Genomic DNA, 22,805 nt, shown 5'->3' on the forward strand with positions numbered 1-22,805 from the left:
AGAAAGGAACCGATTCACGATGCGGCAAATCGTCATCGTCGGCTATGGCATGGTGGGGCACCGCTGCGCTGAGCTGTTGGCCGAGCGTGCGGCAAACAGCACGACGCCCGTTCAGATCACGGTGCTCGGCGAGGAGCCGCGTGAGGCCTATGACCGAGTCCATCTCAGTGCCCTGTTCGACGGTAAGGACCCCGCGGATCTGACCTACCCCGCGCCGCCGGGCGTCGAGTTGAAGCTTGGGGATCCGGCGACCGCGATAGACCGGGAGCGCAAGGTCGTCATGACCGCCTCCGGCGCCGAATTCCGTTACGACGACCTGGTTCTGGCGACCGGCTCGTACCCGTTCGTGCCGCCCGTTCCGGGCCACGACGCGACCGGCGCGTTCGTGTACCGCACGATCGACGACGTCGAAGCGATCAAGGACTTCGCGGCCGGCCGCAAGGTCGGCGCGGTGGTCGGCGGCGGCCTGCTCGGCTTGGAGGCCGCCGGAGCGCTTAAGGCCATGGGCCTGGAGACGCACGTGATCGAGTTCGGCCCGCGGCTGATGGGCGTGCAGGTCGACGAGGGCGGCGGCCAGGCGCTGCTGTCGCGGATCAACGACCTCGGCGTCACAGTGCACTGCTCGACGCGCACCGAGGCCGTGGAGATCGGTGAGGGCGGCGCGGTATACGCGCTCGTACTCGCGAAGGGCGACGACCTCAGCGCACTGCCAGTCGATCTGGTGGTGTTCGCCGCCGGGGTGCGGGCCCGCGACCAACTCGGCCGCGAGTGCGGCCTCGCTGTCGGCGAACGCGGCGGCATTCGGGTCGATGAGCTGTGCCGCACCGAGGATCCCTCGATCTACGCGATCGGCGAATGCGCACAGGCTGTGGACGGACGCGTGTACGGTCTCGTCGCGCCGGGATATGCGATGGCTGAGACGGTCGCCGATCACCTGCTCGGCGCGGACCCCGCGCCGTTCCGCAGCGCCGACCTGTCCACCAAGCTCAAACTGCTCGGCGTCGAGGTCGCCTCCTTCGGCGACGCCTTCGGCAACACGCCCGGCGCGCTCTCGGCCCTCTACAGCGACTCGACCGCCGGGCTCTACAAGAAGCTGGTCATCGGCGAGGACGGCCGGCTGCTCGGCGGCATCCTGGTCGGCGACGCCTCGGCTTACGCGACGCTGCGCCCGCTCGCCGGGACCGACGCCCCGCTTCCCGCGACGCCGGAACAACTGCTGCTGCCTGCCGGCTCGGGCGCGGGACCGGCCCTCGGACCGGACGCGCTACCCGACTCGGCCACCGTGTGCAGCTGCCACAACGTGACCAAGGGCTCGATCAACGCGGCGATCCACGAACAGGGCTGCGCCGACGTGGCCGCGATCAAGGGCTGCACCAAGGCGGGCACCGGCTGCGGCTCCTGCGTGCCGCTGCTCGGCCAACTGCTCTCCGCCGCCGGCGTGCAGACCTCGAAGGCGCTGTGCCGGCACTTCGAGCAAAGCCGCGCCGAGCTGTACGAGATCGTGCTGGTCACCGGGATCGACTCGTTCGCGCGACTGCTGGCCGAGCACGGCAACGGCGAGTCGGACGGCTGCGAGATCTGCAAGCCGGCGGTGGCCTCGATCCTGGCCTCGCTCGGCGGCACTCTCGGCGCGGCGAAGCGCAACGGCGCGCCGAAGCACATCCTGGACGGCGAGCAGGCCGCGCTGCAGGACACCAACGACCACTTCCTGGCCAACATCCAGCGCAACGGCAGCTACTCGGTGGTGCCGCGCATCCCCGGCGGGGAGATCACCCCGGAGAAGCTGATCGTGATCGGCGAGGTGGCCAGGGACTTCGGGCTCTACACGAAGATCACCGGCGGCCAGCGCATCGACTTGTTCGGCGCGCGGGTCGAGCAGCTGCCGCAGATCTGGCGCCGCCTCGTCGACGCCGGATTCGAATCAGGGCACGCCTATGGCAAGGCGCTGCGCACGGTCAAGAGCTGCGTCGGCTCCGAGTGGTGCCGGTACGGCGTGCAGGAGTCGGTGAAGATGGCCATCGAGCTGGAGCTGCGTTATCGAGGGCTGCGATCCCCGCACAAGGTCAAGGCCGCGGTCTCCGGCTGCGCGCGCGAGTGCGCCGAGGCGCAGAGCAAGGACTTCGGCGTCATCGCGACCGAGCAGGGCTGGAACCTTTACGTCGGCGGCAACGGCGGCTTCCGCCCCCGGCACGCCGACCTGTTCGCCAAGGACCTGTCCACCGAGGAGCTGATCCGCACCATCGACAGGTTCCTGATGTTCTACATCCGCACCGCGGACCGGCTCGAGCGCACCGCCTCCTGGATCGAGCGGATGGAGGGCGGGCTCGACCACCTCAAGGCCGTCATCCTGGAGGACTCGCTGGGCCTGTGCGCCGAGCTGGACCGGCTGATGGCGCAGCACGTCGAGAGCTACAGCGACGAGTGGCGCGCGGCCATCGAGGACCCCGAGACGCTGCGCCGCTTCGTCTCCTTCGTCAACGCCCCGCAGACCCCGGACCCGGAGATCAAATTCGAGGTCGAACGAGGCCAGATCAAGCCGCTGCTGACCATCGGGCCGCCGCCCGGCCGCGACCTTGATCAAGACTCTGGGTCCGACCGCGACTCCGCCGACGAGCTAGCCGAGGCGGCCGCCGGGCCCGACGGCGCCGACAGCCTGGTCCCGGCGGAGGTGGGAGCATGACCGTGACCGCCGGCAAGCAGCGGACCTGGACCGCGGTGTGTCGATACGCCGAGCTGACCCCGGGGCGCGGCGTCGCGGCGCTGATCGACGGCGTCCAGATCGCGGTCTTCCGCACGACGCCCGGCGAGCTGTACGCGATCGGCAACCGGGACCCGTACTCGGGCGCCTACGTCATCTCGCGCGGCGTCACCGGCTCGCGCGACGGCATCCCGACCGTCGCCTCACCGATGTACAAGCACGTCTTCGACCTGCGCAGCGGGACCTGCCTGGACGATCCTACGGTCGCCTTGCCGACTTACCCGATCCGGCGGTACCGCGGCCTGGTCTGGGTGCAGCGCTGAGCTCGCGGCAATCCGGGCGTGACGTGACTCGGCGCCGGGATGTCACAAGCCGATCCGCGGCGCGTGCGGGGTAGTTGACCGCACGCGTCGCCGCCCGCTAGCTCGCTGAAACGCCCGCTTTCTACCTTCAGTGCCATCAGGTGCCCTTCACCCGTTGACGCCGCACCTCACCCCCGCACCCACCACTGCCGTAGGAGGCGACGATGAGCGCCGAGACATCGACAGGCGCAGGCAACACCGCTGTGATCAGCCCGCCCCGACCCGGGGCCGCTATCACCGACTGGCATCCGGAGGACGAGGCGTTCTGGGAGCGTGAGGGCTCCCGCACCGCCCGGCGCAACCTGATCCTGTCCATCTTCGCCGAGCACCTAGGGTTCTCGGTGTGGAGCCTGTGGTCCGTGTTCGTGCTCTTCCTCGGGCCGGCCTACCACGTGGACCCGGCCGGCAAGTTCTTCCTGACCACCGTGCCGACCGTGGTCGGATCGGTGCTGCGGCTGCCGTACACCTTCGCGGTGGCCAAGTTCGGCGGCCGCAACTGGACCGTGTTCAGCGCCAGCCTGCTGCTGGTGCCGTGCATCCTGGCCGCCCTCGTGCTCAAGCCCGGCGTGTCCTACACCACCCTGATGATCGTCGCTGCCGTCGCCGGAGTGGGCGGGGGCAACTTCGCCTCCTCCATGGCCAACATCAACGCCTTCTACCCTGACCGGCTCAAGGGCGCCGCGCTGGGCCTCAACGCCGGCGGCGGCAACATCGGCGTCGCGGTCGTGCAACTGCTCGGGCTGCTCGTGCTGGCCACCGCCGGCATCGCGCACCCGCGCCTGCTGCTGGGCATCTACATTCCGCTGGTCGTGATCGCGGCACTCGGCGCCGCGCTGTTCATGAACAACCTGACCCAGATGCGCAACGACAAGCGGGCCATGCGGGACGCGACCAAGGATCCGCACACCTGGATCATGTCGCTGCTCTACATCGGCACCTTCGGCAGCTTCATCGGCTTCAGCTTCGCCTTCGGGCAGGTGCTGCAGGTGCAGTTCAAGTGGACCCCGCGGCAGGCCGCCGACATCGTGTGGCTCGGCCCGCTGCTCGGCTCGCTGATCCGCCCGGTCGGCGGCGCGCTGGCGGACCGGATCGGCGGCGCGAAGGTCACCTTCACGAACTTCGTGCTGATGACGCTGGCCGCGGTGCTGGTGTTCGTCGCCTCGCAGCAGAAGTCGCTGCCGCTTTTCGTCACCGGATTCATCCTGCTGTTCGTGTTCAGCGGGATCGGCAACGGCTCGGCGTACAAGATGATCCCGGCGATCTTCCGGGCCAAGGCGAACAAGGCGATCGAAGGCGGTGCGGACACGGCGTTGGCTCAGCGTGAGGCGCGCCGCATGTCCGGCGCTCTGATCGGCATCGCGGCGGCCACCGGGGCGTTCGGCGGGGCGCTGGTGAACTTCGCCTTCCGCGAATCGTTCCTGACCTACAAGTCGGGCAACGCCGCGTACATCGGCTTCATCGCCTTCTACGGGCTCTGCTTCCTGGTCACCTGGACCGTGTACCTGCGGCCGGGCACGCGCAAGCTGACCGGGGTCTGAGCAAGCACCACCCGGCGCGGCGGCGCTGGTCCTCGGACCGGCGCCGCTACAGCCTGCCCTCAGTGATCTGCGACTCGCCGAGCGGCGTGGCGACATTGGCGTTCCACAGCTGCGCCGCCTGGGCCTTCGCGTTGTCCGCGGCCACGGCCTGCTCGTTGCTCGTCTTGTAGTTCGGGTCCTTCTTCACCGCGCTGGTCTTGCAGTTGCCCTGCAAGTCCCCGGCGATCTGCGCGTACGCCGAGTCGTACTGCGCGGAAGCGGTCCACGCCGCCTTGAGCTGGTTGACCAGCTCGGTACCGTTCGCGATGCCGGAAACGTCGATCTTCGCGACGCTGTCGGCCTGCGCCTGGCGCTTCTGCGCGGTGTCCGAAAGCAGGGTCTGCGCGTCGGCGAGGTTCTTGCACGCATTCACTTCGACGACGCCGGTGTTGGCGTCCGAGCGCAGCTGTCCGGACTGCTGGATCAGCTGGTAGATCTGATCGGCCTGCTGCTTCGGGCTGGCCTTGCTCGCCACCGCGGTGGGGGTTCCGGAACCGGCCTGCGGCTTGCCGGACGAGCTGTTGGAGGTCACCGCGACGATGATGCCGATCACCGCCACGACCGCCACCGCGCCCCCGATGATCAGGCCCTTGCGGTTGCGCAGGCCGCCGCCGCCCCCGGGGCCGCCGTACCCGCTGCCGTCGTCGTACCCGCCGGGACCGCCATAGCCCATCTGGTCCTGCGGGTAACCGGCCGGCTGGCCGTACTGGCCGCCCTGGAACTGCGCGGCCTGGTACTGCGGATCCTGATACTGGCCGTTCGGGTATCCAGCGCCCTGATACTGCGCGTTCTCGTACTGCTCGGCCTGCGGAAAGCCCTGCTGCTGCGGATACTGCTGGTAGGGGGCACCCTGCGGCGCGGCCAGCTGCTCGGCGCCAGGGTTCTCCGCCACGGGTGCCGCCTCGGCCGGCTGCTGTTGCTGCTGCTGCGCGCCCTGCAGGTACCCGGGCGCGGCGCCGCCGATCATCGGCTTCTGGCGATCTATAGCGCGACGGCTGTCCGGGGTGGAGTCACGGAATAGGTGGTCGAACTCGGTCGGCAGCCCGGAACCGCTGTCCTGCATCATCATCGCCTGCTCGGCCGGGCCCGCCCCGTAACCGGGCTGGGCCGCGTAGCCCGCCTGCCCCTGTCCCGCGTAGCCGCTCTGCGCTCCGTAGTCGGACGGGCCCGGGTAGCCCTGCTGTGAGGCTCCCCAATCCGGCTCGGTGTCCTGCTGCCATCCGGTCTGCGCCTGTCCGTACTGTGGTGCGGCAGGCTGCTCAGGCGCAGCCTGCTGCGGTACCGCACCCTGGGCGGGCGGCACCTCCTCCGGCCTGCCGTAGGCCGAGGGGTCGTAATCCTGCTCGGACCATCCGGCGGCGGGCGTTTCCGGCAACTGGGACACGGCGCACAATCCTCACAAAGCAACGGCACTGGCTCGCTGGTCGCGGCGGGCGCGCGGGGCGCACTACGCGTGCCGGAGTCAGCCAATACCGCCTCAGCCAACCAAACCGACCGCGCACGGGCAAGGTCGAGTCGCCCGGCACGCACCCTTTGGCATGGAATCGAGACCGGGACGCCCCAGAATACGCCCGCCAGGAGGTCCCGCGAACCGCGTTCCGCCAGATGCGACGGCGCACGGTCACGATCCGCGACCGTGCGCGCGTCCACCGTCACCTGACGCGCCGTCGACCCACTGCGGTCACTCGGATTGGCGTGTCCGTTTTACCCTATTCGCGCCATCGCCCTTGCTCGGACGCCCTCAAGCCGCAGCGGCCGCCGTCTGCCGGACCGCGAGCCGGCCGAGCCGCTCGCGGAAGCCGCGTACCGCCGTCGACTCCTGGTACGGGTCAAGCCGCCGGTCCAAATCGTGCAGGTACTCGACGCCGCGGTGCGAGCGCAGTTGCGCGAGCATGTCGATCGCCGCGGTACCCGCCGCGCAGGCCGCCTCGACCTCCCGCTCCTGCGCGTACGCCGTGGCGATGATCACGGTGTCGACGGCACGGCGACGGACATGCCGCTCGGCGTGCGCGGCCAGCGCCCGCTCGGCGTGCTCCTTGGCCTGCCGCGGCCGGTCCAGGTCCCGGTAGCAGTGCGCGAACTCGTCGGCCAGGTACGCTGGGGTGAAGTGCGCGATCCACTCCGGATCCTTCTCCGGCTCGGCCTTCTCCATCTCCGCCGCCGCCTTCTGCAGAGCCGACTCGCAGGAGCGCACGTCGCCGAGCACCGCGTGCCCGCGCGCCTCGGCCGCGTAGAACATCGAGCGCGCGGTCGCGGTGGCCTGTTCCCGGGCACCTTCCTGCGCCGCGCGGGCCAGCTGCGTGATCTCGCGCGGGGAGCCGAGCTGCCCGGCCAGGTGGCTCATGCCGGCCGCGAGCACGTAGCCGCCGTAGGCGCGGTCGCCGGCCGCCTGGGAGAGCCGCAGCGCCTGGATGTAGTAGCGCTGGGCCAGTCCGTGCCGCCCGGTGTCCACGGCCATGTATCCGGCCAGCTCGGTCAGCTGAGCGGCGGCGGCGAACAGGGCGCGCCCGGTGCGCTCCGGGTAGGCGCCGTTCAGCATCTCGCCGACCACCTCGTCGAGGTAGTGCACGACGATCGAGCGCACGTATCCGGACCCGAATTGGTGGTCGAGCTCGCGGAACGCCTTCGTGGCGGCCCGTACCGCGTACACGTCGCCGGGGCCGACCCGCGGCCCGCGTCCGGCCAGCGTCAGCGGCCTGGCGACCTCGATGTCCGGCGGGGTGATCAGCCAGTCGCGGCTCGGCGCGATCAGCGCGGCCACCGCGAATGAGGACCCGAGCAGGAACTCACGGTGACTCACATCGGCCCGCCACAGCTCCGTGGCCTCCTCGATGGCGGCCTGGACCGTGGGGGCGAAGTGCAGCCCGACGCTGGACGAGCCGTTGCGGCCGTCCGCCATGCCGATCTCCTCGACGGTGACCGGCCGGCCGAGCTTGCGGCCGAGCGCCTCGGCGATCAGCGTCGGGGCCATCCCGCGCGGCTGCTGGCCACGCAGCCAACGCGCCACTGACGTTTTGTCATATCGCAGGTCGAGACCGTGCTCCGCGCCTACCATGTTGACTCGGCGGGCCAGCCCGGCATTGGAGCAGGCGGCCTCGTGAATCAACGCGGCGAGCCGCTGATTCGGTTGCCGCGCGGCGGCGGTGCGAACAGCCATCGGGGTCTCCCCTTCCCTCGACCACACAGGCAGTGTCTTATCGCAGCCAACTGCGCATATGTCGCGAAGAGTAGCGTCGATTCGAAGAGAGCGGTAGCCCTGGGTAACGGTGCAGTCCTGATTCGCTACGCCACGACATGGTAAAGCGTGCGTCGGCGTCCACAAGTCCAGTGATTACAACCGTAACCGTGACAGCTCGTCAGGAGTTGGACGGCGGTGTGGAGCCGATCAACGGGACGGCCACCGAGACGATTGTGAGCCGAGGATGACGACCGCGCGCACCGCCGCCCCCAGGACCGCCGCCGCGGTGCCGGCCCAGCCGGGCCCCGCCCGCAGCGGGGACTCGCTGAGCCTGCTGACCGCCGCCCTCGAGTACATCGAGGACCGGCACTGGGAGATCGCGCTGGGCACTTCGGTACACCGCTCCGAGGCAGGCTGGTTCTGTTCCTGCGGCATCGAGCGGTGCCCGACCCCTGGAACGCATCCGGCGCAGCGCGACTGGCAGAAGCGGATCAGCGGGCAGCCGAGCAAGGCGCACGAGTGGTGGGCGGCCAACCCCGAGGCCGCGGTGCTGCTGCCCACCGGCCGGACCTTCGACGTGCTCGAGGTCTCCGAGGCCGCCGGCTGCCTTGGCCTGGCCCGGTTGGAGCGCGCGGGGACGAACGTCGGCCCGGTCGCCGCGACCCCGAATCGGCGGATGTACTTCTTCGTGCTGCCGAATGCGCGTACGAAGATGGTCAAGGTGCTCGCGACGCTGGGCTGGGGCCGCAGCCCGCTGGACCTGACCTGCCGGGGCGCCGGGGACTATATCGTCGCGCCGCCCTCGCGGATGGGCGCGATCGGCCACGCGCAGTGGGTGCGGCGGCCCTCCGAGACGAACCGCTGGCTGCCTGATGTAGAAGAGGTGCTGGCACCGCTCGCGTACGCCTGCGGCCTGCACCGGTAACCGCTAGCTGAGCAGAAGAGCACCAGCGCCACTCGCCCACGCCTGCGGCCTGCACCGGTAAGGTGCCCTGCACGCCACGCGCCACTACCCCCACCGGCCAGCCCGATAATCCGATCATAAGCAATCTGATGATCGGGTTATCAGTCCGGACCCGGGACCGGGACCGGTTCGGCCGCAACGACGCCGAGTCAGCCCTTAGCCGCTAGGCGTTCTCCGCGCGCCCCTCCACGAACACGTGCGCGGCAAGGTCCAGCTCGATCTCCGCCGCCTCACCGGCCGACGAGATCAGCACTCCGCCGGCCGCCGGGGTGACCTCCAGCGCCGCTCCCGGCCGCAGCCCGACCCGCCGCAGCCGGTGCATGACCTCGTTGTCGGTCTGCACCGGCTCGCCGATCCGGCGCACCACGACCACCGCGCGCTCGCCGTCGGCCAGCTTGTCCGTCACCTCGCGCAGCGAGACCAGCCCGCCGGCCCGGAAGTCGGGGGCGCTGAGCGAGGCGTCCAGCTCCTCGAGGCCCGGAATCGGATTTCCGTACGGTGAGACCGTCGGGTTGTCCAGCAGCGCGAGTACCCGCCGTTCCACGGTCTCGCTCATGACGTGCTCCCAGCGGCACGCCTCTTCGTGCACCTCGTCCCACTCCAGGCCGATCACGTCCACCAGCAGCCGCTCGGCGAGCCGGTGCTTTCGCATGACCCGGGTGGCGTGGGCGCGGCCCGCCTCGGACAGCTGCAGGTGCCGGTCGCCCTCCACGGTCAGCAGCCCGTCACGCGCCATCCGGGCCACGGTCTGACTGACCGTGGGGCCGCTCTGCCCAAGGCGCTCGGCGATCCGGGCGCGCAGCGGCACGATGCCTTCCTCTTCCAGTTCGAAGATGGTCCGCAGATACATCTCCGTGGTGTCGATCAGGTCGCTCACGCTCGTCGGCTCCGGCCCTTGAGAATGATGGGGTGCACTCAATTGTGACTCACCCGACGGACAAACCAATCGCTCGTATCAGCCAGTGAGCCGGGCCGGGCAAGTCAGGGGCTGAGCCGCTCGATCCGCCACTTGTCGCCTTCGCGCACGTAGCGCAGGCGGTCGTGCAGCCGGCTCGCCCTGCCCTGCCAGAACTCGACGGTCTCCGGCACCAGCAGCAGGCCGCCCCAGTGCGGCGGCCTCGGCACGACGTCAGGGAACTCCCGATCGAACCGCTCGTAGCGCGCGTCGAGCCAGTCGCGGTCCGGGATCGCCCGCGACTGCTCGCTCGCCCACGCCCCGAGCTGCGCCCCACGCGGCCTCGTCGCGAAATACGCGTCGCTCTCGGCCTCCGGCGACCGCGTCATCGTGCCGGTGACGATCACCTGCCGGGCCAGCGGGGCCCAGGGGAACAGCAGGCACGCCGCCGGATTGGCCGCCACATCCCGGGCCTTGCGCGACTGGTAGTTGGTGAAAACCGTGAAGCCGTCCGGCCCGTACCGCTTCAACAGCACCGTGCGGGCGGACGGCCGGCCCTCGGCGTCGGCGGTGGAAAGCACGGTCGCGTTCGGTTCGAACCATGGCGTGTCCGATTTTGGGACGGCCTTGTCGAGCTCAGCGAACCAGCGGGCGAATTGCTCGATCGGATCCGCTGTGAAGTCGGTCACCTCGATGCCGCGGTCGGAGTATTCGCGGCGCAGATTGGCTAGGTCCACGGTGTCCATTGTCCCCGGTCATCGCGCGGAAAAGGTCACGGCGCCGACGGCGGTAAGGGGCGCCGGGCCGCCGCGCCCTGGAGCGGGCACGCAATGGTCTATACCTTATGCGGGAACGCTGGGCTTGCGCCGATTTCCGTTCCGAAGTTGTAGCGGTCCAATATAGGTAGGCGGCCCCGCTTGGCGGGAACCTCCAAGGGAGGAACACCCGTTCAACGCGTGAAAGTCACAGAGTGCAAGGGAGCGCTCACCGCCGTCCCTTGTACGGCCCGCGCAGCCGACCGGCAGCGCGGACTACCCCCACGAAGGACGTTTGCCACAGCAAGGGAGCAACAGGATGCCCGACTTCGTACCCGGTCTCGAGGGCGTCGTCGCCTTCGAGACGGAGATCGCCGAACCCGACAAGGACGGCGGCGCCCTCCGGTACCGCGGCGTCGACATCGAGGACCTGGTCGGGCACGTGACCTTCGGTAACGTCTGGGGCCTGCTGGTCGACGGGAAGTTCAACCCCGGCCTGCCGCCGGCCGAGCCGTTCCCGATCCCGATCCACTCCGGTGACATCCGGGTGGACGTGCAGTCCGCACTCGCGATGCTCGCCCCGGTCTGGGGCCTCAAGCCGCTGCACGACATCACCGACACGCAGGCTCGCGACGACCTGGCCAGGGCCGCCGTCATGGCGCTGTCCTTCGTGGCCCAGTCGGCCCGCGGAATAGACAAGCCGATGGTCCCGCAGCGGGAGATCGACAAGGCGCAGACCATCGTCGAGCGCTTCATGATCCGCTGGCGCGGCGAGCCGGACCCCAAGCACGTCGAGGCGATCGACGCGTACTGGACCTCGGCGGCCGAGCACGGCATGAACGCCTCCACCTTCACCGCCCGCGTCATCGCCTCCACCGGCGCCGACGTGGCCGCGGCGCTGTCCGGAGCGGTCGGCGCGATGTCCGGTCCGCTGCACGGCGGCGCGCCCTCCCGTGTACTGCACATGATCGAGGCGATCGAGCGCGACGGCGACGCCAAGGCGTACGTCAAGAGCGTGCTGGACCGCGGCGAGCGGCTGATGGGCTTCGGCCACCGGGTCTACCGGGCCGAGGACCCGCGCGCCCGGGTGCTGCGGCGCACCGCCCGCGAGCTCGGCGCGCCGCGCTACGAGATCGCGCTGGCGCTGGAGGAGGCGGCGCTCGAGGAGCTGCGCAACCGCCGCCCGGACCGGGTGCTGGAGACGAACGTCGAGTTCTGGGCGGCGATCGTGCTGGACTTCGCCGAGGTGCCGGCCAACATGTTCACCTCGATGTTCACCTGTGCCCGTACCGCCGGCTGGTCGGCGCACATCCTGGAGCAGAAGCGCACCGGCCGCCTGGTGCGCCCGGCGGCCCGCTACATCGGCCCGCCGCAGCGCAAGGTCCAGGATATCGAGGGCTTCGACACCATGATCGTCCACTAAGCGGACAGTCAGGTAAAAAGCGCAGGTAAACCGGTGCTCGGTTAACCCCTTCAGGGTCTAACCGAGCACCGTGTGTTTCCGGTAACGTCTTCTTCACGTTCTCGGACGACGACGCCCGGGTCGGGATGCTGTGTTTGATTTGCTTCTTCGGTTCCAGCCAGGGAGCTCAGCTATCCCCGCCGGCGCGGCCGTGTCGGCGGTACGGAATCAGATCGCCGGAGGCACGCACCGTGTCGGAAATCCAGATCCCCGCCGAACTCAAGCCCGTTGACGGCCGCTTCGGCTGCGGTCCGTCCAAGGTCCGTCCCGAAGCCCTTTCCGCGCTGGCCGCGCAGGGTCCCGCGCTGCTCGGCACCTCGCACCGGCAGGCCCCGGTCAAGAACCTGGTGCGCCGGGTGCGTGAAGGCGTCGCCGAGCTGTTCAGCGCGCCGGAGGGCTACCAGGTCGTCCTGGGCAACGGCGGCTCGACCGCCTTCTGGGACATCGCCGCCTTCGGGCTGATCCGGCAGAAGTCCCAGCACTTGAGCTTCGGCGAGTTCTCCTCGAAGTTCGCCGCCGCCGCCAAGGCCGCGCCCTGGCTGGCCGAGCCGCAGGTGATCAAGTCCGAGCCGGGTACGCACCCGCTGCCGGTCGCGGCGGCCGACGTCGACGTGTACGCGCTGACCCACAACGAGACCTCCACCGGCGTGGCCATGCCGATCAAGCGGGTGGCGGGCGCCAACGAGGACGCGCTGGTGCTCGTGGACGCGACCTCGGCGGCCGGCGGCCTGCCGGTGGACGTGAGCGAGACCGACGTCTACTACTTCGCCCCGCAGAAGAACCTCGGCTCGGACGGCGGCCTGTGGGTCGGGCTGTTCTCCCCGGGCGCGCTCGCCCGCGTCGAGGAGATCTCCGGCTCCGGGCGTTACGTGCCGGCGTTCTTCGACCTGCCGACCGCGATCGACAACTCCGCGAAGGACCAGACCTACAACACCCCGGCGATCGCCACCCTCTTCCTGCTGGCCGAGCAGCTGGACTGGCTGAACGGCAACGGCGGCCTGGACTGGGCCGCCGCGCGCACCGCGGATTCGGCCTCCCGGCTGTACGCCTGGGCGGAGAAGTCCGAGTACGCCACGCCGTACGTCGCGGACCCGGCGCAGCGCTCGCAGGTGGTCGGCACGATCGACCTGGCCGACTCGATCGACGCGGTCGCGGTCTCCAAGGCGCTGCGGGCGAACGGGATCGTGGACACGGACTCGTACCGCAAGCTGGGCCGCAACCAGCTGCGCATCGCGATGTTCGCCGCGATCGAGCCGGCCGACGTCGAGGCGCTGACCGCGTGCATCGACTACGTGGTGGAGCGGCTGTAAGACCGCTGCTAAACGGCTTAGCGCGCCCGCGGACCGGTCATCTGGCCGGTCCGCGGTGCGTCGGTCGGAGATTCCCTAATGCCGGAGCACGGAGCCGACGATGACCAGGATGATCAGGGCGACGAAGGCGGCCGTGACGATTCTGGTTCTGATGCGCGGGTCCACCCCGCCAGTCTAGGTACCGCCGCTCCCGAAGCTGGCGCCTACCGCCCCGTCAGCGCCCAGCGCCCGATGCGCTCGTACCGCTTGAGCGGATCGTCGACGACGTTGAACAGGTCGATCTCGCCCACCAGCCAACGCGGCGTGCGGAACGCGGCCATGCGGTCCACATAAGGCTGCAGGTCCGGCAGTCCGTCCCCGCCGTGACCGTGCCCGTGGCCGCCGCTTCCGCTGCCGTTGCCCTGGCCGTGCCCGTGCGTGTTGTGGTTGCCATTTCCGGAATCGCGCACGCGGGCCAGGGTCAGGTGTGGCCGGAACGGCCGCTCATCCACCTTGATGTGGCAGCGCCGGGCGACGCTGTTGACCGACTCGGCGAGCCGGCCGAGCCGGTCGCGGTCGCCCTGCACCCCGGTCCACAGGGTGCGTCCGCCGAAGTGGCCGCCGCCGGCCAGCGCCAGCTCCATCGGGGTGTTGCGCGCGGCCGCCCGGCCGAGCCGTTCCTTGAGGTCGTCCAGCGCGTCCTCGGGCACATCGCCGAGAAACGCGAGCGTGACGTGCCAGGTCTCCGGCCGGCACCAGCGCAACGCCGGGTCGCCGTGCGGAAGCGTGGTCAATGCGGCGCGCAGTTCGAGCACGACGGGGCGCGGCGGGATCACCGCGACGAACAGCCGCATCAAGACCTCCGGTCCGGGGCTCTGTCACCTTCGACAGGGCCACTCGACCCATCATGCCTCTTCGAGCATGATCGCGGCGGCGGGGCGGCATTCCCTGCGGGCCGCGCCCCGCGCCGGCGGCGGTAGCCTACCGGCGCCTAAGCCCCGACCGGATCGAAGAACCTGATTATGCGGTACGCGGCACGACTGCGAGGTGCGGACGGCTGGTCACGCTGGCCATGATTCTCCGGTCGGTGCGCCAGGCGAGCGCGTAAGCCGCGGTGACCGCGGAAAGCGCAGTGGCCACGCCGCACAGGGCCAGCGTCCAGCGTACTCCGAGCGATCCGGCCATCCAGCCGACCAGCGGGGATCCGATCGGCGTACCGCCCATGAATACGAGCAGGTACACGCCCATCACCCGGCCGCGCAGCTGGGGCGTCACCGAGGTCTGCATTACCGCGTTGGCCGTAGTCGCCACGGTGAGCCCGGCCGTCCCGGTGAGCAGGAGCAGCAGCGCGAAGGCCGCGAAGTCCGGCATGGCCGCGGAGATCGCCTCCAGCACGCCGAACGCGATCGCACCGCCGAGCACCAGCCGGATCCGCACGGTACCGCGCCGGGCCGCGAGCAGCGCGCCGGTCAGCGAACCGACCGCCATGATCGCGGACAGCAGCCCGTAGGCCGAGGCGCCGGAGTGGAAGACCCGCGTGGTGAACAGCGGCAGCAGCACCGGGAAGTTGAGCCCGAAGGTGCCGAAGATCAGCACGGTGCCCAGCACGGCGAGCAGGTCGGGCCGGGTGCGCAGATACCGGAAGCCCTCGATCTGCTGGCCGCGGCGCCGCTCGACCCGCTTGGCCGGCAGCAGTTCGCGCACCCGGATCGCGGCCAGGCTGGAGACGACCGCGGCGTAGGACGCGGCGTTGATCAGGAACACCCAGCCGCTGCCGGTGACCTCGGAGCGGAACAGCCCGATCATCACACCGGCCACCGCCGGGCCGACGATCCGGGCCAGGTTGAAGTTCGCCGAGTTCAGCGAGACCGCGTTCTGCAGCTGGTCCGGGCCGACCATCTCGACCACGAAGGACTGGCGGGCCGGGGTGTCCAGCGCGGTGACCATGCCGAGCGTGAGGGCGAAGACGTATATCTGCCAGACGGTGACCGCGCCGGAGAGCGTCAGCACGGCGAGCCCGGCGGAGAGCAGACCCATGCTGCTCTGCGTGATCATCAGCATCACGCGCTTGCGGTAGCGGTCGGCCAGGGCCCCGCCCCAGACCGAGAACAACAGGATCGGCAGGAACTGGAGCGCTGAGACCACGCCGAGCGCGATGCCGCTGTGGGTCAGCGCCAACACCAGCCAGTCCTGGGCGATGCGCTGCATCCAGGTACCGGTGTTCGATACGAGTTGTCCGGCGGCGAAAAGCCGGTAGTTGCGGATACGGAGAGAGCGGAAAGTGGTGGAAACGGCGCTGCGCGCGCTCAAGGGCGACCCCCTGGGGTAGTGCGGTGTTGCGATGGTGCGGCGGTGCGGTGGCGGGCAGGCGAACGGCCCGTCAACCTCGAGCCTACATCATTAGCTACGCTAAGGAGCAAGGAGTTATTCCACCCACCACCCCTTACCGGCCAGTGGCGGCGAGCCGACCGTGAAATCGTCGGGCGATCCGGGCCGCGCCGTTGTCGATTCCGCGGGATGCTGTTCGTCGTAGTTGGTGTCGGAGCCGAAATCCAAAGGTGAAAGGACACCGTCATGGCCGAGTACATGATCCTGCTGTTCGACGACGAGGCCGCGTGGGCCGCCGCGTCCCCGGAGGAGTACGACCGGATGCTCAAGGCGCACGGCCGCTTCCAGGAACAGTGCGTCGAGCTGGGCGGCAAGATCGTCAACAGCAACGCGCTGCAGCCGACCAGCACCGCCACCTCCGTGCGCGGCGACGTGGTGACCGACGGCCCGTTCGCCGAAACCAAGGAGGCGCTGGGCGGCTACTACCTGATCGAGGCGGCCGACCTGGACCAGGCGCTGGCGATCGCGAAGCTGGTCCCGGTGCTCAAGGGCGGCGTCGAGGTCCGACCGGTCATGGTCTTCTAGCGGATGACTCCGGACCGGCGCGCGCAGCGGGACGCGCATCCGGACCCGGGCCTCGCGCGGCACGACCCGGAACCTTCCGAGGCCGCCGCCGAGGCCCGGGACGCGGTCGCCGACGCGCACCGCCGCGAGTGGGCCTACGTGCTCGCCGCGACGGCGCGCGTCGCCGGGGACCTCGATCTGGCCGAGGAGTGCGTGCAGGACGCTTACCTCGCGGCGCTCGACGCGTGGACGAAGCAGGGCGTGCCGAACAGCCCCGGGGCATGGCTCACCACTACCGCACGCCGCCGCGCACTCGACATCTGCCGTCGCCAACGCACCCTGCGCGACAAGCTGCCTCTGCTCATCGACCCCGAGCCGGCGGATGAAGAGTTCGACGCCTCGTTCGCCCCGCCCGACCCGTTCACGGCGCTCGGCGCGCGTCTCGCACCGGCGGACTCGTCTTCCCCGGTCCCCGACGACCGCCTGCGCCTGATCTTCACCTGCTGTCACCCCGCCCTCGCCCCCGAAGCGCAGATCGCCCTTACTCTGCGCCTGGTCTGCGGCTTGACGACGCCTCAGATCGCGCAGGCGTTCCTGGTCTCGGAAGCGACCATGGCCGCGCGGGTGACCAGGGCGAAGAAGAAGATCGCAGCGGCCCGCATCCCGTACCGCGTGCCCGAGGCGACCGAACTGCCCGACCGGCTGCGCGCGGTGCTGTCCGTCATCCATCTCGTATATACGACGGGCCACACCGACCCGACCGGCACGGACCTGATACAGCGCGACCTCACGGCAAGGGCGATCGATCTGGCCCGGATGCTACGAGTGCTGATGCCAGACGAGCGTGAAGTAAGTGGCCTGCTGGCCCTGATGCTGCTCACTGATTCCCGCACGAGGGCCAGGACCGACCAGCAGGGACGGCTCGTCCTGCTCGAACACCAGGATCGCAGCCTGTGGAATCGGGAGCAGATCGAGGAAGGCATGAGCCTGATCCCGCAGGCGTTGCGCGGTGGACGCCCCGGCAGATACGCGCTCCAAGCGGCGATCGCGGCGCTGCACGCCGAGGCGAAGACGTATCAGGAAACGGACTGGCCCCAGATCGTCGAGCTCTACGACGTACTCATGCGCGTCTGGCCTTCCCCGGTGGTGGCGCTCAACCGCGCTGCCGCCCGTTCGATGGTCTACGGCGCCGAGGCCGCGCTCGCCGAGATCGCTGAGCTCGAACAACACGGCGTCGGCGGCGCGGGCAGGTCCGCCGACCTCGCCGGTTACCGCTACCTCCCAGCGGCGAAGGCCGATCTGCTGCGGCGGCTCGGTCGCACCGACGAGGCCGTCGCCGAGTACCGGGCGGCCCTGTCCCTCACCGAGGGCGGCGCAGAGCGCGAATTCCTGCTGCGGAGACTGCGCGAACTCGGCGCCGACGAGCCGCCCGCGGATTCGGCCGACAGCTACGAAGAGTGACGGCCGGTCACCTGGATGGACCCTTGTGACCCACCGGCCGCGGTGCTGGCATATAGCAGGTCAGGACGGGGAGCCGAAGCGAAATTCGATCTCGAGGGGGGCCGGTCAATGGCCTTCGTGATCCGCGTCAACCCGACGCCGGCGATGAACGCCGCGACCTACGAGCAGGCGGGCATTCGGCTCGAGCAGGCCGGCGCAGGCGACCCGTCCGGGCTGATCTACCACGTCTGCTATGGCGACCCGGACGATCTACGCGTGTTCGACGTGTGGGAGAGCCGGGAGGACCTCGACCGGTTCGCCGCGACCGTCGGACCGATCATGCAGGAGCTCGGCCTGAGCCCCGGCGTTCCCGAGATCGCGCAGGTGCATGACTCGGCCGCAGGCACCGCGATGTCCGGCAGCCGATCAGATCTGGCCGACATCCACCGCTCCGCGCACACCGCGTTCAACAGCCGAGACCTGCACGAGGCGGTCCGCCACTTCCGCCCCGACACCGAGTACACCGACCACGCCCGCGGCCTGACGACCAAGGGCCCGGCGGAGTTCATCGACTGGCTGCAAGACTGGATCAACGCCTTCCCGGACGCCGCAGTCGAGGACGCCAGGTACATCGACGGAGGCGACCACTGCGTCGCCACCTTCCAGGGCCGCGGCACGAACAACGGCCCGATGGCCAATCTGCCGGCCACGGGCCACCGCATGGACCTCGGCATGTGCGAGGTGCTGCGCTTCGACGCGAGCGGCCGCATCGCGAGCGGCGACGTGTACTACGACTCGATGAGCATGATGATCCAGCTCGGCCACATGCAGCCGCCGATGGCCGGCTCCGGCTGAGCGGCCGGACCGAAGACAAAAGAAGACCACATAAATACGTCGGCCGGGGTGGGCACTGCGACGCCAGTGGAGGCCGACGAGAGGCCGGGACCGGTCCGGGTGGACAGACTGCATTCACCCGGGCCGATCCCGGCCGTTTCGCGCTCCAGCTGACGCCTACTTGATGTTGAGAGCCTGCTGGATCGGGTTCAGCGCGAAGTAGGCCACGAACAACGCGCCGACGATCCACAGCAGCGGGCTGACCTCGCGGATCTTGCCGGCCGCCGTCTTCACCAGAACGAAGGCGATGACCGATGCCCCAATCCCTACCGTGATGCTGTAGGTGAACGCCATGAGCGTGATCGCGAGGAAGGCTGGGACGGCGATCGTCCAGTCGTCCCAGGGGACGTCCTTGATCTGGGTCAATACTTGTTCCTGCTCTACTTCTGAGCTGCGGTTTCGGCTGGATTCCTACTGATCGCGGGTTGTGAAGTTCATCCCGGGGCCGTGGCCGGGGCATTGTGGGCTGCGCCTGCTGCGGGCCGCGCCCATGGCTGGGGCTGAGGTCGTGGCATCTCCGTACGCGGCAGACTCCGTCTTGCCGGGCGGCTGTCCCGTCGTCAAGGCGCTCTTTCCTTGACGACGGGGCGGACGGCTGGCAACCCTTCGGGTGGCGCGTGCGGAGATGCCACGACCGACCCAACCGACCATCCAACTACCGGCGGCCACCGACAAGAACGGCTGCGCCGCTACATCTTCGGTGCGGCAGCTGCTCTAGTCTGCGGGTCGTACTAGTCAACGAGACGGAAGAGGAGAGATCCCTATGTCGAAGCGTGGGCGCAAGAAGAGGGACCGCAAGAAGGGCAGCGCGAACCACGGTAAACGCCCCAACAGTTGAGCAGCGGTGACGGCCCGGTTCCTTCCTGAAGGGTGCCGGGTCGCTTGCCTGCTGCTTGTAGATCATCGTGCAGGGCTCGCGTCGTTTTGTGGCCCGGAGAGAGCCAGACTCGGCGGTATCCTGGAGCGATCCCCACGACGAGACGAGCGGCATGGACCTCCAACAGATCGGCTTGCGGCATCCGGCCGCTGAGCTGGTGCGCGACATTCAAAACAACCGCACGGGCATCCCCCGCCGGACCTTCGTCGCTGAGGGCCTGTTTGAGAACAACATCGTTCTAGAGACCGGTGTTGTCGTTGAGACGTTCCTGTGGTGTCCGGAAGCGGCGTACTCGGATGAGGCCAAGAAGCGCGCTGCTCAGCTCGTGGCGCGCGCTAGGCGCTCCTATCAGATTTCGACCAAGACCCTTGAGCGGCTTGCGGAACGACCTAACCCGGATGGATTGATCTCGATTGCCCAGCTTCCTGACTGGGGACCGGACACGATCGGCTTCGGGGATGATGCGTTGGTCCTGGTGACTGATGCGCTGGAGATCCCCGGAAACCTGGGCACGCTCATCCGAACGCTCGATGCGTGCGGGGCTGACTGTCTGGTGATGACCAACCGGCGCACGCGCATGACTCACCCGAAGGTGCTGCGCAGTAGCCAAGGGATGAGCATCAAAGTTCCGTCCTTTGAGTTCGAGAAGGCGGAAGAGGCGATTGCGTGGCTAAACGCTGAGCGCTTCACGGTCTACATCGCGGATACGGATAAGAGCACGAATTACCGTCGATGTGACTACCGGGGGCGAACAGCGCTCGTCGTCGGCAGCGAGCGATACGGCGTGTCGCAGCCCTGGTACGACGCGAATTTTAAGCGCATCGGTATCCCAATGCTCGGATCAGCCGACTCGCTGAACGTGTCGGTTTCGGCCTCGGTCTTGCTGTACGAGGCGCGGGCGCAAAAAGACCGCTGGTAAGCCGTTCCGGCTGGTAGGTGAGTTGACAGCGGAGGCGGCCGGCGGCGCTGCCCCGCTTCTGGGCTGCGCTGCCGGTGGCCGGTGATTGCTCCGCATGGCGACGTTGCCGGGGGTGGTTCGCGGCGAACCACCTTGGACCGGGCTTGTGGCGGCCGGTAGTCGCTGTTCGCGCGTTCGGGTACTCCTTTCGCGTCAGCGCCGATTTGGTGGTGTGCGATAGCGTTGCTCTCAGCCTCCTTGAACCGGGTCCGCGCCTGTCCGTCCGATCGGCGGACAGATCCGCCGGTGAAGGGAGGTGAAGCGGCGTTGACGCAGAAGCCTAAACGCCGTAACCGCGAGGTACGCAGCTATCCGAACCTGGATTTGGTTGTACGCCTGGCGGTCGCAGTGATCAGCTTGTTGAAGCTGATCATCAAGTAGTGCGAGGTGACCCCCCCGACGCGGATTCGGGGGGGTCACCTCGTACTTGCGAGTTATAGTTATTACAACAAGCAGGCCCTACCTTACGCTACCGATGCCGTAACGTGCTCTACCTCGCAGACAGGGCTAGTCGAGGGCGACGCTGGCTAGGTCGAACCGTTCGGGCATGGTGGGGTACGCCTCGGCGAAGAATCTCAAGAACTCGTCCATGTCGAACGGCAGGAAGTCGCACGGGTTGTTGTCGGCGGCGTGCGGGTTGGACTTGCAGAACAGCTTGCCGCCGCAGATCCCGATGTTCGTGCAGGTGCCGCACTGCTCGTCGTCGAACGGGTTGTGTGCCGCGATCTCTGGGAAGATCCGTTTGGCCGCGTCGATGTCGTCGGCCACGTCGTCGAGCGAACCGGCGGGAGTGTGCATCGCGTCGCACAGAGCCAGCTCACCGGCGGCGGTGACTTTGAGGTTATAGGGCGTGTAGGCGCTGCACGGGGTGAACGTCGGCCGGGGGAAGTCGGTGATCATCTCGCCGTGCTCCGCCTTGAGCCGCACGAGATCCAAGTAGAGCCGCTTGAACTGGTCGCGGGTGAGCGTCGGAACGAGAAGGTTGTAGTCGTAGTTCACCGTGTTGTAGAGCTCGAACTCACTGCGCCGGATGCCAAGGGCCTTGATCATGCGGTAGACCTCGGGCACGTAGCGCGAGTTCAGCGCGTTCGCGTTGTAGCGGATGCTCAAGACGGTGCCGTACCGGTTGAAGTGCTCGGCGTGCCGCTTGAGCTTGCGCAGGATGGCGTCATAGCTGCCGGAACCGTTGTGCCGGACTCGTACCGTGTCGTGGTCGGCTTTGTTGGTCAGCGTGATGGACAGCGCGTCAAGTGTCTTGACCACGGCTTCGTCAATCAACAGGCCGTTGGTGTCGATCTGGGTGTGGAGCACCACGCCGAGACGGTTCGCCAGCTCGCGCAGGTCTGAGGCGGCCTGGAGTACCTTCGCCTTCTGCATCAGCGGCTCACCGCCGATGAACCGGAACGCAATGTCGGTGATCGGCCGTTTGCCGGAGGTGACTACGGCTTCGATGTACCGCGCGAGCCGGGCTATCGCCTCCTCAGTGATCACCACCTTGTCGCGATAGTCGTTCTGGTAGCAGTAGGTGCAGGCCAGATTGCAGGCTTGTCCGAGTTCCATGGTGATTGCGAGAGCACTGTTTTGCTGTTTGCTGCGGAGATAGCGCTCTCGGGCGGTGGCGATTTCGTCGGTGTCGGCGGGCACGAGGAACCCCGCATCGGTCAACTCCGTGATGGTGTCCGATTGGAGCGTGTTGAGCGCACCGTTCCTGAGCGCGTCGGCGACTGCGGGTTCGACGAGTGCGACGCTGCCGCACGACTTGTTGAACAGCAGCACGTGACCGCCGTCACCGGTCACGGTGAAGTGGTTGTAGTACGACGACTTGAGCAGCATCGTGCCTCAATCCTCTGACATTGGCTCGCACCGTAACCGGTGACGGGTTGGCGGTCGTTACGCGGCGATCAGAGCCGACGTCTCGTTGACGGTCTGGCCGGTGCGCGCCTGCTCTTCGAGCGCGGTGCGGACTTCGGTGCGGACGGTGTTGTCAGATGACGATCCCTGGCACGAGCCGCACGCGGTCGGCTTGAGTGCCACGTCCTTGAGATTGACGACGACGGTCATTTCCACCTCTCGGTTTCGGAATTGGACAGCAACATATGACCGCTTTTTCACGGTTTGTTACTGTCTGCCCCGAGTCTAGCCAGAACTCTGATGACCGCAAGGTGTCTCAGCGTTCTTTCTTCGAGAGCTGGAACCCGGGCGGCGCACGTGGGGGAGCCTGTGCGGCGACTCGGATGCGCCGCCCGGGGGCTTGCGGTGCTGCGGGGAAGGCCGCCCCGCCTACGGTGCGCCACGGGGGCTAACGCACCGGCGGGGAGGGCAGGGCGGCCGGTTCAGGGGGCCGGTGGAGGGTCCCCAGATCGGGACCGGTTCCGGCTCAGTTGTGGAATTGGAGTCGGTTGAGGCCGTCTATCACGCGGCGCAATAGCGCCTCGTCGGGCGGCGGGGGCGGCGGAATCCAGATCGATCGGACCGGCGGCCAAACCAGATAGCCGAGATAGGGCAGACGGCTAGCCATTTGGTGAACTGCCGACCGGTGCGGGGTCCTCGATCCTGGCCGGGTA

The 22,805-nt window shown here is 68.6% G+C and carries 20 protein-coding genes; 11 read left to right on the forward strand and 9 right to left on the reverse strand.

Going from position 1 to position 22,805, the window contains the following annotated elements:
- The first annotated feature begins 19 nt into the window (after positions 1-19).
- From nirB to VFA06_RS07295, 3 genes are all read left to right on the forward strand, one after another.
- Entirely contained in the window at positions 20-2,680 is a 2,661-nt protein-coding gene (gene nirB, locus VFA06_RS07285) for a nitrite reductase large subunit NirB (RefSeq protein WP_324839663.1), read from the forward strand.
- Complete coding sequence (nirD, locus tag VFA06_RS07290) at positions 2,677-3,021, forward strand: nitrite reductase small subunit NirD (RefSeq protein WP_324839664.1); 345 nt, start codon at positions 2,677-2,679, stop codon at positions 3,019-3,021. Before nirB ends, nirD begins: the two co-directional genes overlap by 4 nt.
- Positions 3,022-3,224: 203 nt before the next feature.
- A complete protein-coding gene (locus VFA06_RS07295; protein WP_324839665.1) occupies positions 3,225-4,598 on the forward strand; it encodes a nitrate/nitrite transporter in 1,374 nt (457 codons plus the stop codon).
- Positions 4,599-4,644: 46 nt separating this feature from the next.
- Here the strand turns inward: VFA06_RS07295 and VFA06_RS07300 are convergent, their stop codons facing one another.
- Positions 4,645-6,021: a hypothetical protein gene (locus tag VFA06_RS07300; RefSeq protein ID WP_324839666.1), complete on the reverse strand. Its 1,377-nt coding sequence runs from the start codon at positions 6,019-6,021 to the stop codon at positions 4,645-4,647.
- Between the two features lie 357 nt (positions 6,022-6,378).
- Positions 6,379-7,794: a transcriptional regulator gene (locus VFA06_RS07305; protein WP_324839667.1), complete on the reverse strand. Its 1,416-nt coding sequence runs from the start codon at positions 7,792-7,794 to the stop codon at positions 6,379-6,381.
- 265 nt (positions 7,795-8,059) lie between these two features.
- On the opposite strand from VFA06_RS07305, the gene VFA06_RS07310 reads away from it, so the two are divergent.
- Positions 8,060-8,740 (forward strand): bifunctional DNA primase/polymerase, encoded by a 681-nt coding sequence (locus VFA06_RS07310; RefSeq protein WP_324839668.1) that lies wholly within the window; start codon positions 8,060-8,062, stop codon positions 8,738-8,740.
- A gap of 202 nt (positions 8,741-8,942) precedes the next feature.
- Here VFA06_RS07310 and VFA06_RS07315 read toward each other — a convergent pair whose 3' ends face one another.
- Both VFA06_RS07315 and pdxH read right to left on the reverse strand, forming a co-directional pair.
- Positions 8,943-9,656 (reverse strand): metal-dependent transcriptional regulator, encoded by a 714-nt coding sequence (locus VFA06_RS07315; protein ID WP_324839669.1) that lies wholly within the window; start codon positions 9,654-9,656, stop codon positions 8,943-8,945.
- A 104-nt stretch (positions 9,657-9,760) separates the two neighbouring features.
- Complete coding sequence (gene pdxH / locus VFA06_RS07320; protein ID WP_324839670.1) at positions 9,761-10,420, reverse strand: pyridoxamine 5'-phosphate oxidase; 660 nt, start codon at positions 10,418-10,420, stop codon at positions 9,761-9,763.
- Between the two features lie 328 nt (positions 10,421-10,748).
- Between pdxH and VFA06_RS07325 the strand changes: the two genes are divergently transcribed.
- Both VFA06_RS07325 and serC read left to right on the forward strand, forming a co-directional pair.
- Positions 10,749-11,852 (forward strand): citrate synthase 2, encoded by a 1,104-nt coding sequence (locus VFA06_RS07325; RefSeq protein WP_324839671.1) that lies wholly within the window; start codon positions 10,749-10,751, stop codon positions 11,850-11,852.
- 230 nt (positions 11,853-12,082) lie between these two features.
- Positions 12,083-13,201 carry a phosphoserine transaminase gene (serC, locus tag VFA06_RS07330; RefSeq protein WP_324839672.1) on the forward strand — a complete coding sequence of 373 codons (1,119 nt, stop codon included), beginning with the start codon at positions 12,083-12,085 and terminating at the stop codon, positions 13,199-13,201.
- Positions 13,202-13,404: 203 nt separating this feature from the next.
- On the opposite strand, the gene thpR is transcribed toward serC, so the two are convergent.
- The gene (gene thpR / locus VFA06_RS07335) at positions 13,405-14,034 is read right to left on the reverse strand and encodes an RNA 2',3'-cyclic phosphodiesterase (RefSeq protein WP_324839673.1); all 630 of its coding nucleotides are present in this window, start codon (positions 14,032-14,034) and stop codon (positions 13,405-13,407) included.
- Between the two features lie 166 nt (positions 14,035-14,200).
- Positions 14,201-15,490: an MFS transporter gene (locus VFA06_RS07340; protein WP_324839674.1), complete on the reverse strand. Its 1,290-nt coding sequence runs from the start codon at positions 15,488-15,490 to the stop codon at positions 14,201-14,203.
- Positions 15,491-15,754: 264 nt separating this feature from the next.
- On the opposite strand from VFA06_RS07340, the gene VFA06_RS07345 reads away from it, so the two are divergent.
- The 3 genes from VFA06_RS07345 to VFA06_RS07355 all read left to right on the forward strand — a co-directional run bounded on the left by VFA06_RS07345 (position 15,755) and on the right by VFA06_RS07355 (position 18,367).
- Positions 15,755-16,093, forward strand: a complete 339-nt coding sequence (locus VFA06_RS07345) for a YciI family protein (RefSeq protein WP_324839675.1) — start codon at positions 15,755-15,757, stop codon at positions 16,091-16,093.
- 138 nt (positions 16,094-16,231) lie between these two features.
- Positions 16,232-17,533, forward strand: a complete 1,302-nt coding sequence (locus tag VFA06_RS07350) for an RNA polymerase sigma factor (RefSeq protein ID WP_349260093.1) — start codon at positions 16,232-16,234, stop codon at positions 17,531-17,533.
- A 108-nt stretch (positions 17,534-17,641) separates the two neighbouring features.
- A complete protein-coding gene (locus tag VFA06_RS07355) occupies positions 17,642-18,367 on the forward strand; it encodes an ester cyclase (protein ID WP_324839677.1) in 726 nt (241 codons plus the stop codon).
- Between the two features lie 156 nt (positions 18,368-18,523).
- Here VFA06_RS07355 and VFA06_RS07360 read toward each other — a convergent pair whose 3' ends face one another.
- The gene (locus VFA06_RS07360; protein ID WP_324839678.1) at positions 18,524-18,772 is read right to left on the reverse strand and encodes a hypothetical protein; all 249 of its coding nucleotides are present in this window, start codon (positions 18,770-18,772) and stop codon (positions 18,524-18,526) included.
- Between the two features lie 397 nt (positions 18,773-19,169).
- Between VFA06_RS07360 and VFA06_RS26040 the strand changes: the two genes are divergently transcribed.
- Together VFA06_RS26040 and VFA06_RS07365 are read left to right on the forward strand one after the other, a co-directional pair.
- Positions 19,170-19,244 (forward strand): 50S ribosomal protein bL37, encoded by a 75-nt coding sequence (locus VFA06_RS26040; protein ID WP_414639844.1) that lies wholly within the window; start codon positions 19,170-19,172, stop codon positions 19,242-19,244.
- A 151-nt stretch (positions 19,245-19,395) separates the two neighbouring features.
- Positions 19,396-20,202, forward strand: coding sequence for a TrmH family RNA methyltransferase (locus VFA06_RS07365; protein WP_324839679.1), 807 nt, complete (start codon positions 19,396-19,398; stop codon positions 20,200-20,202).
- A gap of 546 nt (positions 20,203-20,748) precedes the next feature.
- On the opposite strand, the gene VFA06_RS07370 is transcribed toward VFA06_RS07365, so the two are convergent.
- Both VFA06_RS07370 and VFA06_RS07375 read right to left on the reverse strand, forming a co-directional pair.
- Entirely contained in the window at positions 20,749-22,074 is a 1,326-nt protein-coding gene (locus tag VFA06_RS07370) for a radical SAM protein (RefSeq protein ID WP_324839680.1), read from the reverse strand.
- Positions 22,075-22,131: 57 nt separating this feature from the next.
- Positions 22,132-22,302, reverse strand: a complete 171-nt coding sequence (locus VFA06_RS07375; RefSeq protein ID WP_324839681.1) for a hypothetical protein — start codon at positions 22,300-22,302, stop codon at positions 22,132-22,134.
- Positions 22,303-22,805 lie beyond the last annotated feature (503 nt).

This window comes from Actinocrinis sp. (assembly GCF_035653575.1).
Classification (GTDB): Bacteria; Actinomycetota; Actinomycetes; order Streptomycetales; family Catenulisporaceae; genus Actinocrinis.

Bases quoted from the DNA above. Each gene is read 5' to 3' on its own strand.
- VFA06_RS07345 (WP_324839675.1), top strand. From the start codon at position 15,755: ATGGCCGAGTACATGATCCTGCTGTTCGACGACGAGGCCGCGTGGGCC.
- pdxH (WP_324839670.1), bottom strand. From the start codon at position 10,420: ATGGACACCGTGGACCTAGCCAATCTGCGCCGCGAATACTCCGACCGC.
- VFA06_RS07355 (WP_324839677.1), top strand. From the start codon at position 17,642: ATGGCCTTCGTGATCCGCGTCAACCCGACGCCGGCGATGAACGCCGCG.
- nirB (WP_324839663.1), top strand. From the start codon at position 20: ATGCGGCAAATCGTCATCGTCGGCTATGGCATGGTGGGGCACCGCTGC.
- VFA06_RS07305 (WP_324839667.1), bottom strand. From the start codon at position 7,794: ATGGCTGTTCGCACCGCCGCCGCGCGGCAACCGAATCAGCGGCTCGCC.
- VFA06_RS07365 (WP_324839679.1), top strand. From the start codon at position 19,396: ATGGACCTCCAACAGATCGGCTTGCGGCATCCGGCCGCTGAGCTGGTG.
- VFA06_RS07375 (WP_324839681.1), bottom strand. From the start codon at position 22,302: ATGACCGTCGTCGTCAATCTCAAGGACGTGGCACTCAAGCCGACCGCG.
- nirD (WP_324839664.1), top strand. From the start codon at position 2,677: ATGACCGTGACCGCCGGCAAGCAGCGGACCTGGACCGCGGTGTGTCGA.
- VFA06_RS07325 (WP_324839671.1), top strand. From the start codon at position 10,749: ATGCCCGACTTCGTACCCGGTCTCGAGGGCGTCGTCGCCTTCGAGACG.
- thpR (WP_324839673.1), bottom strand. From the start codon at position 14,034: ATGCGGCTGTTCGTCGCGGTGATCCCGCCGCGCCCCGTCGTGCTCGAA.
- VFA06_RS07370 (WP_324839680.1), bottom strand. From the start codon at position 22,074: ATGCTGCTCAAGTCGTCGTACTACAACCACTTCACCGTGACCGGTGAC.
- VFA06_RS07295 (WP_324839665.1), top strand. From the start codon at position 3,225: ATGAGCGCCGAGACATCGACAGGCGCAGGCAACACCGCTGTGATCAGC.
- VFA06_RS07310 (WP_324839668.1), top strand. From the start codon at position 8,060: ATGACGACCGCGCGCACCGCCGCCCCCAGGACCGCCGCCGCGGTGCCG.